General features: G+C 42.7%; 11 protein-coding genes and 1 pseudogene. 3 read left to right on the top strand and 9 right to left on the bottom strand.

The features are described 5' to 3' along the window. Positions 1 to 116 precede the first annotated feature (116 nt). Together putP and NQ550_RS22775 are read right to left on the bottom strand one after the other, a co-directional pair. On the bottom strand, positions 117 to 1,652 hold the full coding sequence (gene putP / locus NQ550_RS06515; protein ID WP_025577201.1) for a sodium/proline symporter PutP: 1,536 nt from the start codon (positions 1,650 to 1,652) through the stop codon (positions 117 to 119). 387 nt (positions 1,653 to 2,039) lie between these two features. Next, positions 2,040 to 2,129 (bottom strand): DUF6783 domain-containing protein, encoded by a 90-nt coding sequence (locus NQ550_RS22775; protein ID WP_329288283.1) that lies wholly within the window; start codon positions 2,127 to 2,129, stop codon positions 2,040 to 2,042. On the opposite strand from NQ550_RS22775, the pseudogene NQ550_RS22770 reads away from it, so the two are divergent. After that, positions 2,088 to 2,204 (top strand): annotated as a pseudogene (locus NQ550_RS22770) (DUF6783 domain-containing protein); the annotation flags it as partial. The gene NQ550_RS22775 and the pseudogene NQ550_RS22770 sit on opposite strands and share 42 nt — an antisense overlap. Here the strand turns inward: NQ550_RS22770 and NQ550_RS06510 are convergent. From NQ550_RS06510 to NQ550_RS06500, 3 genes are read right to left on the bottom strand one after another with little or no spacing between them, the layout of a single operon-like run. Continuing rightward, on the bottom strand, positions 2,168 to 2,722 hold the full coding sequence (locus NQ550_RS06510) for a DUF5662 family protein (protein WP_025577200.1): 555 nt from the start codon (positions 2,720 to 2,722) through the stop codon (positions 2,168 to 2,170). The pseudogene NQ550_RS22770 and the gene NQ550_RS06510 overlap by 37 nt on opposite strands. Next, the gene (locus tag NQ550_RS06505) at positions 2,700 to 4,631 is read right to left on the bottom strand and encodes a Type II secretory pathway, pullulanase PulA and related glycosidase (RefSeq protein WP_081703168.1); all 1,932 of its coding nucleotides are present in this window, start codon (positions 4,629 to 4,631) and stop codon (positions 2,700 to 2,702) included. Before NQ550_RS06505 ends, NQ550_RS06510 begins: the two co-directional genes overlap by 23 nt. Before the next feature lie 27 nt (positions 4,632 to 4,658). Continuing rightward, positions 4,659 to 5,414: an exodeoxyribonuclease III gene (locus NQ550_RS06500; RefSeq protein ID WP_025577195.1), complete on the bottom strand. Its 756-nt coding sequence runs from the start codon at positions 5,412 to 5,414 to the stop codon at positions 4,659 to 4,661. A 218-nt stretch (positions 5,415 to 5,632) separates the two neighbouring features. Here NQ550_RS06500 and NQ550_RS06495 point away from each other — a divergent pair, with 218 nt between their 5' ends. After that, positions 5,633 to 6,010 (top strand): DUF1292 domain-containing protein, encoded by a 378-nt coding sequence (locus NQ550_RS06495; protein WP_025577193.1) that lies wholly within the window; start codon positions 5,633 to 5,635, stop codon positions 6,008 to 6,010. Positions 6,011 to 6,240: 230 nt separating this feature from the next. Here NQ550_RS06495 and NQ550_RS06490 read toward each other — a convergent pair whose 3' ends face one another. Further along, the gene (locus tag NQ550_RS06490) at positions 6,241 to 8,706 is read right to left on the bottom strand and encodes a beta-mannosidase (protein WP_025577191.1); all 2,466 of its coding nucleotides are present in this window, start codon (positions 8,704 to 8,706) and stop codon (positions 6,241 to 6,243) included. Between the two features lie 222 nt (positions 8,707 to 8,928). On the opposite strand from NQ550_RS06490, the gene NQ550_RS06485 reads away from it, so the two are divergent. Next, positions 8,929 to 9,693: a DUF6062 family protein gene (locus NQ550_RS06485; RefSeq protein ID WP_025577189.1), complete on the top strand. Its 765-nt coding sequence runs from the start codon at positions 8,929 to 8,931 to the stop codon at positions 9,691 to 9,693. A 66-nt stretch (positions 9,694 to 9,759) separates the two neighbouring features. Here the strand turns inward: NQ550_RS06485 and fabV are convergent, their stop codons facing one another. The 3 genes from fabV to nrdG all read right to left on the bottom strand — a co-directional run bounded on the left by fabV (position 9,760) and on the right by nrdG (position 12,372). Beyond that, on the bottom strand, positions 9,760 to 10,944 hold the full coding sequence (fabV, locus tag NQ550_RS06480) for an enoyl-ACP reductase FabV (RefSeq protein ID WP_025577188.1): 1,185 nt from the start codon (positions 10,942 to 10,944) through the stop codon (positions 9,760 to 9,762). Positions 10,945 to 11,235: 291 nt separating this feature from the next. After that, the gene (locus NQ550_RS06475; protein WP_008707572.1) at positions 11,236 to 11,748 is read right to left on the bottom strand and encodes a dCTP deaminase/dUTPase family protein; all 513 of its coding nucleotides are present in this window, start codon (positions 11,746 to 11,748) and stop codon (positions 11,236 to 11,238) included. Positions 11,749 to 11,883: 135 nt separating this feature from the next. Continuing rightward, a complete protein-coding gene (nrdG, locus tag NQ550_RS06470; RefSeq protein ID WP_008707576.1) occupies positions 11,884 to 12,372 on the bottom strand; it encodes an anaerobic ribonucleoside-triphosphate reductase activating protein in 489 nt (162 codons plus the stop codon). Positions 12,373 to 12,377 lie beyond the last annotated feature (5 nt).

The following is a 12,377-nucleotide window of genomic DNA, read 5'->3' as shown; positions in this document are numbered from 1 at the left end:
AGCTCTACACCGAATAACTGCTCCGCAGTTTATCAGATTAAAAAAGCAGTAACGCTTTTTTTGCGCTACTGCCATTATAACAAATTCATCCGAAAATGGATAGTCTTTCTATTCTATTATTTTCCTGCCACTTTATCAAACACATCTGTGATTTCTTTGGATGGTGCTTTCGTAGCCAGACTGAAGATAATGATCATCACAAGGCTGACAGCAAAACCTACAGCCAGAGAATAAAGTCCTGTATAAGAACCAAGAGTCTGTCCTGCCGCAAGCGGTATATAGTCCCAGACGATAACTGTCAGACCACCGGAAACAATACCTGCAACTGCACCTGTAAGGTTTGTTCTTCTCCAGAACAGTGACATTACCACAGTCGGACCAAACGCTGCACCAAGACCGGCCCATGCATTGGATACCAGTCCCATGATACTGCTGTTCGGATTCCACGCGATCACAAATGCGAGAACAGATACCACGATAACCGTAAGTCTTGCAACTGCAAGAATTTCCTTTGAGTCTGCATCCTTCTTAATGAACTGATGATATAAATCCTCAGATGCTGCGGACGCTGTTACCAGAAGCTGTGAATCCGCTGTGGACATAATTGCCGCAAGAATACCGCAGAGGAAGATTCCTCCGATAAACGGAAGTCCCAGATGACTGGAAAACAGTTTATTGATCATCTCGATAAATACACTCTCTGAGGAAGATGCACCATTTTCACCAAGTACAGTCGGAAGCAGATATGCACGACCTATAATACCGATAAAGCACGCTGCTGTCAGAGAAAGGATATCCCACACGATTGCGATCGCACTGGATTTTTTTAATTCTTTCTCACTCTTTACAGCCATGAAGCGGGTAAGGATATGAGGCATGCCGCAGTATCCAAGTCCCCATGCAAGCTGGGAAAAGATTTCAATAAATGTATATGGGCGCTCTCCGTTCTCAAAAGGATTCAGGAAAGCTGCTGCTCCACCCGGCGCTCCGCTCTGTGTCAGAAGATCACTCAGACTTCCGCTCAGTGTCAGATATGCAACCAGCGGAACGACCAGAAGACCGATCAGCATCAGTGTTCCCTGTACAAAGTCAGTTACGCATACAGCCATAAATCCCCCCATAAATGTATAACAGAGGATAACTGCTGCACCAATTGCCAGAGCTATATGATAATCAATTCCAAATACTGTGTTAAAAAGTTTACCACCTGCTGCCAGTGCAGAAGCTGTATAAACCAGGAAAAAGATTACAATCACGATGGATGAAAGCAATAACAGGATTCTCTTCTTATCCTGAAATCTGTTCTCAAAAAATGCCGGGATTGTAAGGGAATTGTTTGCTGCGATCGTATATTTACGAAGTCTGTGTGAAATACACACCCAGTTTAATACAGTTCCGATGAACAGACCTACAGCAATCCAGATCTGTCCTGTTCCCAGTGAATAAATTGCTCCCGGAAGTCCCATTAAGAGCCATCCGCTCATATCTGATGCCTGTGCTGAAAGAGCAGCTACCCATGCATTCAGTCCACGTCCGCCCAGAAAATAATCTTCCGAGCTGCTTGTTTTTTTCATATAAACCACACCAATGACTATCATAAGTAACAGATAGGCAACAAATGCGGACAATATGACCATTGTTGTACCACTCAAATTTACTCCTCCTTTTTTCTTCTTTTTTCATACACTCCGGATTTGCCAAAATATGTTCTGTTTCCTTCACATATTTATCCCAAAACAGAATACAGTCATTTTATATACTGCAAAAAAGTAACCGGGTACCACTTCTGTACCCAGTTACTTTACCACATTACCTTGGCATCACGCAAGTGTATTTCTTGTTTTTCGACATTTTTCCGCCATTTTATGGAATTATTACTGTTACCGTCCGGCAAAGACCTTCACAGTAACTGTTTTATATTTTTACACCCAAACAGGTACTCTGTCAATCAGAAATTTATCTGTTCCTGTCTGCCGGCCTGTTTACATTCTCTTTTTGCTGTATGTTTTCTGCCTGCCAGAGCGTGTCTGAAAAATGCTTTACGCAAGATGTGCGTCACAATTTGTGGGAGATTTTGTTCGGATGAGGGCGTCGTAGTGGGCTACGACAACCGAATTCGGACAAAATATACCGCAAAGTGGGGCGTGCAGATTGCGGGAATGATTTTTCAGACACGCTCCAGGGCTTTATCTTTTTTCAGATAAACATTCTTAATATAGGAAATCAGTACCTCTTCCCCATGATCATTAAGTATCCGCAGCAGTCCCTCCAGATCTCTCTTTGTCTTCGGATGGATAAACCACAGTTTTTCCTTACCTTTCAGATAATAGTCCAGAGGCTGATGCTGATCATACTTATCCCCCAGATAATTTCTGGAAGCACTGATCCTGTCCATCACCATTTCCGCAATATATTTACGGGGCATGGGCACACCATTGATGATATGCTCATCTCCCGGTGCATAATCTACCCAGTACTCAAAATGATGTTTGTTGCGCCCTTTATGATGAAGCCAGGATTTTGATATTCCTGTATCTTCTCTTTCTGCATTGTTGGGACTTCTGTCTCCCTGATAGTATTTACATCCAACCAGAAATTCCACAGGTGCATATTTGGACAGGTCATGAAGCAGTCCCTGTTTATACATACCAGCCCGGAAACAGTAATGCATAACCAACAGCTTATGTCTGGTTATTGTTTTAAAGTGCAGCCACGGATGCATCTTTCTTCTCCTCCTCTACAGCCATCAGCACCACGATCGTACGCGGTGTGACCTTCAGCTTTTTACTATAAGTTTCCTGTTCCTGCTCCAGGAAACCATTCTCTTTCACAGCACTGGTATCAATCACTTTCTTCCATTTTCTGTATCCTGCCAGATTAGGAAGCGCAAAAATACGATCTTCCCAGTGAAAGTTATATGCAACGTATATGGAAGCATCCTCGCTGCCGTCTGCCCGGTGCGCATAGGCGCCACAATACATAATTCCAAGCAGTCTGGATGTGTTCTCAGAATTCATATACCATGCGCGTTCTCCATGAAGGGAAACATCCGGCAGTCCCCTAGTCTGATAATCCACTCCGTACATTTCTCCTGGAACATGAAGAATCGGATGTTCTTTCCGGAAAGCAATGGCATTCTTTACAAACTGAAACAGGGATTCATTTTTCTTCAGTGCTTTCCAGTCAATCCATCCAACCTGATTATCCTGACAATAGGCATTATTATTTCCGTTCTGTGAATTTCCAAACTCATCCCCGCCATAGATCATAGGAACACCCTGACTGAGCAGCACCATAAGAAAAGCATTTCTGATCTGACGTTCTCTCATCTGTCTGATCTGCAGCCTTCTGCTTGGCCCTTCCACGCCACAGTTCCAGGAATAATTATAACTACTGCCATCGTGATTATTCTCCTGATTTGCTTCATTATGTCTGTAATTATAGGTCACCATATCATTCATGGTAAAGCCATCCTGACAGGCCATATAATTAATGACTGCATAGGTATTTGGATTCCTTCTGATATGGTAAGCAGCCGCTGAGACCATATCCTCGTCACTTTTCAGAAAACGGCGCATATCCTGCAAAAATCCCGGATTATACTGTGCAATACATTTGTCTTCCGGTTTCTTTTTTTTCCGGATCTGGCTCTCATCAAAATCGTGAAACATCAGCCGGGTATCACTTAAAACCCCGTCATGCATCAGCAATTTGGCAGAAACTCCCTCACCCAATACATGAAATCCGTCTACATGATAGTAAAGCTTCCAGAACTGCAATGCCCTGAGTGCTGTCACAGGATTACATTCTCGTGGAAAATACATTTCCATGATACAGGCAATTCCGGCCTGATGCAGTTTTTTAATGAATGTTTTAAACTCTTTCTCCGGATCATCTGTTGCACAGTAAGATCTCTTGGGTGCAAAATAATAGCCATACATATATCCCCAGAAATTAACACGTCCCTGTGTATGCTTCTCAGATACCATTTTCTCAGATTCAGAATTCTTACAGGTACCGCTTTCCATAAATTCATATGCAGGCATCAGTTCAATTGTATTGATATCAAGCTCTTTCCAGTACGGGATCATTTCCTCCAGTGCCTGAAAAGTTCCCTTTGTACCGGTTATCGTCCGATTCGCTTTTGTATATCCGCGCACATGCAGTTTATAAAGAATCATTTCGTGATATGGAATAGCCGGATTTTTGTCGTTCTCCCAGTCAAAAACTTCTTTTTTAAGAAATCCTCCCCTGACTTTGTGCGGATTCGTACCCACCTCTGCACCAAAGCGTTCCCGTCCCAAAATCCTGTACGCACAGGGATCAGTATACACCTTTCCATTTATCAGAAAATTGTACTCGTACTCTTTCAGATTAAAATCCGGAATATACATTGCATATACATTTCCGGTTCTGTTTTCTTCTGTAAAAGGAATCTCCACATAAGGTTTTGCTGATCTCTTTTTGTAGAGAATCAGAGATGCTCTGCTGTCTTCCGGTACCTCAACTGCAAAATTACAGCCATCTGCCAACGGATTTGCACCAGGCACAAGAGCCAGCCCCTTTTCTGTTTTCATCTTTCTGCTCTCAGCCATCTCTTTCTCTCCTTCATATTTTTTCTTGTTGCTCATTACACTTTTCAGAAACACTATACAACGCTATAATGTAATCTGAAGTTCTACCGGACAATGATCGGAACCCATAATTTCAGAATGGATTTCTGCGCCTTCAAGCTTATCCTTCAACTGTGGAGACGTGATAAAATAGTCAATTCTCCACCCTGCATTCTTCTCTCTTGCCTTGAATCTGTACGACCACCATGAATATCTGCCCTCTACATCCGGATAAAAATAACGGAATGTATCGATAAATCCACTCTCCAGCACCTTACCAAAGCATGCTCTCTCTTCATCTGTAAATCCGGCATTTCTCCGGTTGGTCTTAGGATTCTTCAGGTCGATCTCCTGATGTGCCACATTGAAATCCCCGCAGCAGATCACAGGCTTACTTTCCTGCAATTTCAACAAGTATGCCAGAAAATCCTCTTCCCAGTGCATACGGTATTCCAGTCTGCGCAGTTCACTCTGGGAATTTGGTGTATATACAGTCACCAGATAAAATTTTTCATATTCCAGGGTGATCACACGTCCTTCTTTGTCATGTTCCTCAATTCCAATTCCATACGCCACAGACAGTGGCTCTTTCTTTGTAAAAACAGCAGTTCCGGAATATCCCCGTCTGTTGGCATAATTCCAGTACTGATAATATCCCGGAAGTTCCAGCTTCACCTGCCCCTGCTGGCATTTCGTTTCCTGCAGGCAGAAAATATCCGCATCAAGTGCTGCAAAACTCTCTTCAAACCCTTTGCCAATGCATGCACGTATACCATTTACATTCCATGAGATTAATTTCATAATCAACTGATCCCCTTTGTTTTCTTATTAGCCCTGTTCAGCATTTGCTAACGATTCTCCCCTGAACGCTTCTGGTCTATTATAGCACGTTTCATGACTGTAAAAAACCTCTTTTTCTCCGGTTTCTGCTCATTGCATTTTTTTCCGGTTTCTGCTACAATGAACTGACATCAGATAAACATAGTCCCTGATAAATAAGAAAGAATGAGGAATATAAAATGAGTGACGAATTTACAGCTGGCGGATGTAACCCGAGTGACTGCGCTTCCTGCGGTGGTGGATGCAGTTCAGCCGGCGGATGCGATCCTGTTGAAAACCACAAGACAATCACCCTTACCATGGAAGACGATACAGAGGTAGAATGTGCGATCCTCACCGTTTTCCCGGTAGATGCGAAGGAATATATCGCACTTCTCCCACTTGATGAGAACGGTCAGAATGAAAGCGGCGAGGTTTACCTCTACACATTTGCCCGTACTGAGAGCGGTGATCCGATGCTTTCCAACATCGAAAGCGATGAAGAATATGCAAAAGCCGCAGTTGCTTTTGACACAGTTCTCCAGAATGCAAAAGATTCTATGGATAAGATTGACTGATCTGTTAAAGAATTTCATATGTAAGACTAAAATAAGAACCATCATCATTTCATAAAATGTGTGATGGTTCTTATTTTTTATCTTATAGCGATTCCATAAAATAATGCAATCAAGACAGTTCAGCAGAGTGCGAGTTTCCTTCTATAGCCCTCCTCGTAAATTATGTATATAAGAGGATTACTATACAGAATTTCGTCGCAAACTGCCATAAATACTACTATGAATAAAGGTTATATATCATAAACACTGCGCACTTTCAGTCCATCCGGCTTTCCATCGAGTATCTTCACTCTGTATTCTCCTGCATTCATGTCAAAATAATTATCTTCAAGAATCAGGTCATCATTCTCATTCCGGATTTCCACACTCTTTGCATATGCTTCTGCCTTAACAACTATCTCATCTCCGTCTACGCGCACAGCCAGTCCGGGATTCAGATAGTGGAAGTATTTCGGATAGGAAAAAATCACAGTTCCCTGAGAAATAATCTGATCATTTTCCCATGCCTCATAACTTACATATTCATTAAAACAGTCAATCTGGGGAAGTTCGACCTTATCCATCCATACAGCAGACAATGCCGGTACTTCCAGCCACTGTTCTTCCTCCCTCAGAATTGTGGCATCTGTCTTTCGCACTGCCCATTTCACCAGAACCCTGTGAGCATTCAGCGTTTCATTGGTCACATTCAGACGGATGGATTTTTCAAATTCAAAATGCTGACGGTTCATATCCGCTTCCACTGTCATCCAGCTCTGTTCTTCACAGGAAAGCATTACAGGCGCAAAGAATCTCTTCGCATAATAATGAAGCGCTTTCCAGCGTCCGTAATAATCAATGGATGACCAGGAAATAACCGGCCAACAGTCATTTAACTGCCAGTAGATTGCACCCATACAACGTCCCCGGTTTCTGCGGTAATGCTCGACTCCATATCGGATTCCATCTGCCTGGAGAAGCTGAGATGCATAAACAAAATCGCTGAAGTTCTCAGGATAACGGTATGCTGCCTGCATGTATTTGGCAATTTTTCCATTTCCTCCGTAATTTCTCTGATGTTTCTCCATCACATAAGAAAATGGATTCAATTCTTTCGGATCATCTGTTACTGTTTCAAGCGTTTTTACAGACGGGAATGACTGAAAACCAAACTCAGATGCATATCTGAAGAAATATTTACGATATTCTGAAAATGGCTTATTGCCATGCCATACTTCCCAATAATGCACATCTCCACGGTTCGGATCATTGGGTTCATCAAAGGAACCGCCTGATGACGGGCTTGCAGGCCAGTAGAAGGTATCCGGGTCGTATTCGCTGAGAACTTCCGGAATAATGCGCTCATACATAAACAGATAATCTCTCATTTCTGTCGGCTTTGTCACCCAGGTGCCCTGCTTTACAAACATTTCCATCTCATTGTTTCCGCACCACAGGGCAAGGGATGCATGATGACGGAGGCGTTTGATATTATCAATAAATTCCTGACGGATATTTGCCTCAAACTCCGGTGTCAATTCATAGACAGAGCATGCAAACATAAAGTCCTGCCATACCATCAGCCCCAGTTCATCACAGAGATCAAAGAACCAGTCCTCAGGATAATAGCCGCCGCCCCAGACACGTACTGTATTAAAGTTCGCTCTCTTGCACTGAAGAAGTAATTCTCTGGTACGTTCTCTGGATGTTCTCTGCAGAAGATTGTCCTCAGGGATATAGTCAGCACCCATGGCAAAGACCTGATAACCGTTTACTTCATGAGCAAAGCTCTCGCCCCACTGGTCTTTCTCTCTATGCATGGTCAGCGCACGGAGACCGATTTTTCTGCACCAGGTGTCTACAATCTTATCTCCGGCTTTCAGGTCTACCTGCACCTGATATAACGGCTGTTCTCCCAGTCCATTTGGCCACCAGAGCTGCGGATTTTCAATCTCCATTTCATCCGGACAGTCATCCCATATGGTTTTTGTTCCATTCGGTGCAGTTACAGTCACCTGATATTCCAGTGCCTGTGCACCTTCATACCCATCTGCTTCGCTCTCTTCCTCATCAACAGTCTCCACATCTACTTCCGGAACCAGCAGGACTTTGCCATCCTTATGTACCTGACGGATATACACGCTGTCCAGTCTGGCAGTTTCAATTCCCAGAAGTGTTACAGGACGGAAGATACCTCCATCCGGCAGACATGCACCCCAGTCCCAGCCGCACATATAGTGAGCTTTGCGCAGATGCATAAATCCCTCAATTGTGTCTTCATTTCCCCTGTTTTTATATTTCTTAAATGCCTCTGCCATGAACTTCAACGGAGAGCGAATGATAACGCGTAAGGTATTTTTGCCGTTTTCAAGCAGCTCTCCTACCGGGAATTCCCAGATTCTGTGCATGTTATCAACTTTTCCAAGACAACATCCATTCAGATAGATGTCCGCAATCGTATCAATCCCGTCAAATCTCAGGATCACTTCCTGACAATCTTTAAACTGCGCTTCTTCATAATTAAATACCGTTCTGTATTCATAATCCTCCTCCATCAGTGCTTTCGCCTGATATTCATTATCCCCAAAGAACGGATCCGGCATCTTTCCGGTCTTAAGAAGTGCCGCATAAATATCCCCCGGAATCTGTGCCGGAATCCAGTCCAGTTGTCTGATATTGCACAACTGCCAGTTTTCATGAAGCTGTAATTTTATCATTTGTCTTATCCCTCTTTGATTATTTTTTACATATGTTTGCATTCAACTATATATATAATATCATACTGCCCTTTTCTAAATCAACTCTGCAAAAGAAATCATTACTGTTCACTCCGTTCACAGTAACCCGTTTACAGTAACAGGAAATCTTTTGCTTGACATTCCCGGAAATTCTATGCACAATAAAGGGAACAGAAACTATGATGTATGGAGTATATAGAAATGAAAGAAAAGTTATATACCATTCCACTTAATGATGCGGTAAATGCCAGTGACGAGTGTCCTTTCTGTTTTATTGAGCGGGAACTGGAGCAGAACTCGCTGGATTTTGTACTGGGTAACAGTTCTTCTTATATGGAAAGTGACATCCGGGATCAGACGGATAAGGCGGGATTTTGCAGGGTACATATGAAGAAAATGTTTGATTATGGGAATACTCTTGGGAATGCATTGATTCTTCAGACTCATTATCATAAACTTCGGGAAGAGATGAGAAAGCAGTTTGATTCTTTTTCACCCGGAAAATCCTCGGTCCTCGCGCGTTTCCGCCGTTCAGATTCCAGCGCAGATAAGAATCCGATTGCTGCATGGACTGCTTTTAAGGATTGCAGCTGTTTTATCTGTCAGAATATTGAGGATACATTTAAACGGTATGTGGAAACTTTTTTCTGGCTGTATCGGCAGGATAATGAATTTAAAAATAAAATTCTGCGCAGTAAAGGCTTCTGTCTGCATCACTTCGGGATTCTGTGCAACGGTGCAGATAAATATCTGAATGATAAAGAAAAGGCTGAGTTTTATCCTGCCATGTTCAGGCTGATGGATGAAAACTTCCAGCGTATGGAAGAAGATCTGGTATGGCTGTCAGATAAGTTTGATTACAGAAATAAGGATGCTGACTGGAAAAACTCCAAAGATGCGCTCCAGCGTGGAATGCAGAAACTTCGTAGCGGATACCCGGCAGATCCGGTGCATAAGGCAAAATAAAAAATTCTCTCTTAACATTTATGAACCAATATACTTCATGATCATTTGTTAAGAGAGAATTTTTTATTACATTACAACTCCATCAATTTCTATATCAGCATCCACATCCTGAGTATAGTCGATATCTTCATATCGGAATCCAAACATATGATAGAAATCTTCCCAGTAACCATCAATATCGCAATATTCCTTTACAGTATCTGTAGTAACAGCTTTCCAGCATTTTTTTACTTCTTCCTGAATCTCCGGCGCCAGTTCGTAATCATCCATACGAATGAAACCATTCTCATCTGTCTGGAAGCCTGTTGGTGTGTAGAGTTTCTGTGTAAATAGTCTGGCAATCTGCTGAATGCAGTTTTCATGATTTCCGGCTTTCTTCATTACTTTATAGAGGATTGCAAAATACAGCGGCACAACCGGAATTGCTGCACTTGCCTGAGTTACAAGACCTTTATTTACTGATATTACCGCACAGACATCCGGGTGTGCCTGGTTGATCTCAGACATTGTTTTCTGTAAATGCTGTTTGGCAGTTCCGATGGTTCCGTGATAGTAAATTGGATAAGTAAGTTCCGGTCCGATATAGGAATATGCTACGGTTACTGCATTCTCAGTCAGTACATCTGCTGCTTTCAGCGCATCAATCCAGTCTGCCCAGTCTTCGCCGCCCATAACTTTGACTGTGCTTAAAACCTCTTCTTCAGTAGCCGGTTCTACTGTTTTCTCTGTAATCTCATTGTTTCGCAGATCAAGACTCTTTTCTGTGAAAGCCTCACCTGTAGTCTTCAGGCAAGAGGACCAGATTTTTCCTTCAGAATCTGTACGTCTTGGCGCTGCCAGACTGTAAACTACCAGATCCACCTTTCCCAGATCTTTTTTGATCAGCTCAATTGCTTTATCTTTTATTTCTTTTGAAAAAGCATCTCCGTTGACAGTCTTGGCATAGGCACCTTTTTCTGCTGCCAGGCGATGAAATTCCGCAGTGTTATACCATCCGGGTGTAGCTGTCCTTCTGCCATTTGCCTGACGTTCAAACATGATTCCAAGAGTATCGGCACCACAGTTTTCCAGTGCGCAGATTCGGGATGCGAGGCCGTAGCCTGTAGAACATCCGATGATCAGTGCTTTTTTTGTTCCGTTTACCATTCCCTGTTTACAGGCGTAATCTGCCTGGTTGCGCACACTCTCTGCACATCCCTGCGGATGTGCGGTTGTACAGATATATTCTCTTACTTTTGGCTCGATGATCATAACTTTTCTCCCTGAATTTATTTCTTTGCCTGATATTTTTTAGTCAAGCGGATAAAATCATCCGCTTCGTTACTTGTTCATAATCGAATAACTGCTCCGCAGTATATACGCTTGAATTGTATGTATTGCAAATATTTTGAATCTCAAAATATTATAGCAAAGAAAAAGCAGAACGTAAAGTAAAAATCTCAGATTCTTCCCTATGTTCTACTTTTTTTACATTCTGGCTCTGATTTCATCTATAAACTTTGTGAAATATGCTCCGCTAGAACATTACATTACTTTTACCCACTATTTCGCAGTAGTACTTCCAAATCCACCATTGCGGATTTCTGTAGCATCATCATCTACCGTGATTCCGTACTCTACAAAGATTCCCTGCATGAATCCTGTATCTGCCGGGATTGTCAGAGTTTTGTTTTCATTGGAATCATTTGTGATCTTTGAAAAAATGTGGCCTTCGTTATCTGAATAGAAATAATCACTGTCAATGATACCAACTGTGTTGTTAAGCTGAAGACGGTATTTAAATCCCAGTCCGCTTCTCGGATAACATTTCAGCACCCATTCCGGCTGCATTTCCACCCGGATTCCTGTCGGGATCTTTACTGTTTCGCCTGGCTTCAGAGTAAATTCTGCCGGTGCGAAAAAGTCATAGCCGGCACTTCCTGCTGTCGCTCTCTTCGGCAGACGGATAGCCTCGTATACTTTCTCTGCTTCTTCCTGAGACTGTGCGAAGGTATCGATCCAGTCTGCTGTGAAGCGTTCTTTGCTTACTTTATGAAATTTTGCGATTCGTTTCATCTGTTTTTCCTCCTGTCTGGTCATGCAAAGCTGACACTCCTGCTTCGCAGTACACTCATAGCTGAATATTTGACTGATTCAGTAAAAAAGCAGTTCAGGTACACCTGACGCATACTTGAACTGCCTGTATATTTCTTATTTATGCAATACGACTTTTCCTTCATGAAGAGTTTTGGGAACATCGATCACTCTCTGATTGCTGGAACCTTTCCATTTCAGGGAAAGTTCTTTCTTGTCCACCTCAAATTCACCGTCTACGCAGACATCCAGATAACGCACAATCTCTTCTTTGCAGATCTCCTCCCAGAGGAAACCTGTATAAAGCCAGATTGTTTTACCAGGATATCTCTTTCTGATCTCCTTCGCAAAGGCTGTTACCTCAGTGATATTTGCCGGGTGCAGTGGATCTCCACCTGAAAAGGTAATTCCGCTCACATAATCCTTATCCAGTTCCGCAAAAATCTCCTTGCGTTCTGCCTCACCGAAAGGCAGTCCGCCGTTTGGATCCCAGGTGACAGGATTCTGGCACTCCGGACAGCAGTGATTGCATCCTGCCACCCAGAGCACTACACGAAGTCCGTCGCCATTAAGCATATCGTCCTTGGTAATATTGTGATATCTCATAATTT

This window comes from Blautia wexlerae DSM 19850, assembly GCF_025148125.1.
Classification (GTDB): domain Bacteria; phylum Bacillota; class Clostridia; order Lachnospirales; family Lachnospiraceae; genus Blautia_A; species Blautia_A wexlerae.
Note: the sequence above shows the minus strand (reverse complement) of the source record. Positions and strands in the feature narration are given on the sequence as shown.

What these genes read in the sequence shown, in the direction of transcription:
- NQ550_RS06495 (WP_025577193.1), top strand. Translation starts at nt 5,633, where the DNA reads ATGAGTGACGAATTTACAGCTGGCGGATGTAACCCGAGTGACTGCGCT.
- NQ550_RS06500 (WP_025577195.1), bottom strand. Translation starts at nt 5,414, where the DNA reads ATGAAATTAATCTCATGGAATGTAAATGGTATACGTGCATGCATTGGC.
- nrdG (WP_008707576.1), bottom strand. Translation starts at nt 12,372, where the DNA reads ATGAGATATCACAATATTACCAAGGACGATATGCTTAATGGCGACGGA.
- fabV (WP_025577188.1), bottom strand. Translation starts at nt 10,944, where the DNA reads ATGATCATCGAGCCAAAAGTAAGAGAATATATCTGTACAACCGCACAT.
- NQ550_RS06505 (WP_081703168.1), bottom strand. Translation starts at nt 4,631, where the DNA reads ATGAGCAACAAGAAAAAATATGAAGGAGAGAAAGAGATGGCTGAGAGC.
- NQ550_RS06510 (WP_025577200.1), bottom strand. Translation starts at nt 2,722, where the DNA reads ATGCATCCGTGGCTGCACTTTAAAACAATAACCAGACATAAGCTGTTG.
- NQ550_RS06490 (WP_025577191.1), bottom strand. Translation starts at nt 8,706, where the DNA reads ATGATAAAATTACAGCTTCATGAAAACTGGCAGTTGTGCAATATCAGA.
- NQ550_RS06485 (WP_025577189.1), top strand. Translation starts at nt 8,929, where the DNA reads ATGAAAGAAAAGTTATATACCATTCCACTTAATGATGCGGTAAATGCC.
- NQ550_RS06475 (WP_008707572.1), bottom strand. Translation starts at nt 11,748, where the DNA reads ATGAAACGAATCGCAAAATTTCATAAAGTAAGCAAAGAACGCTTCACA.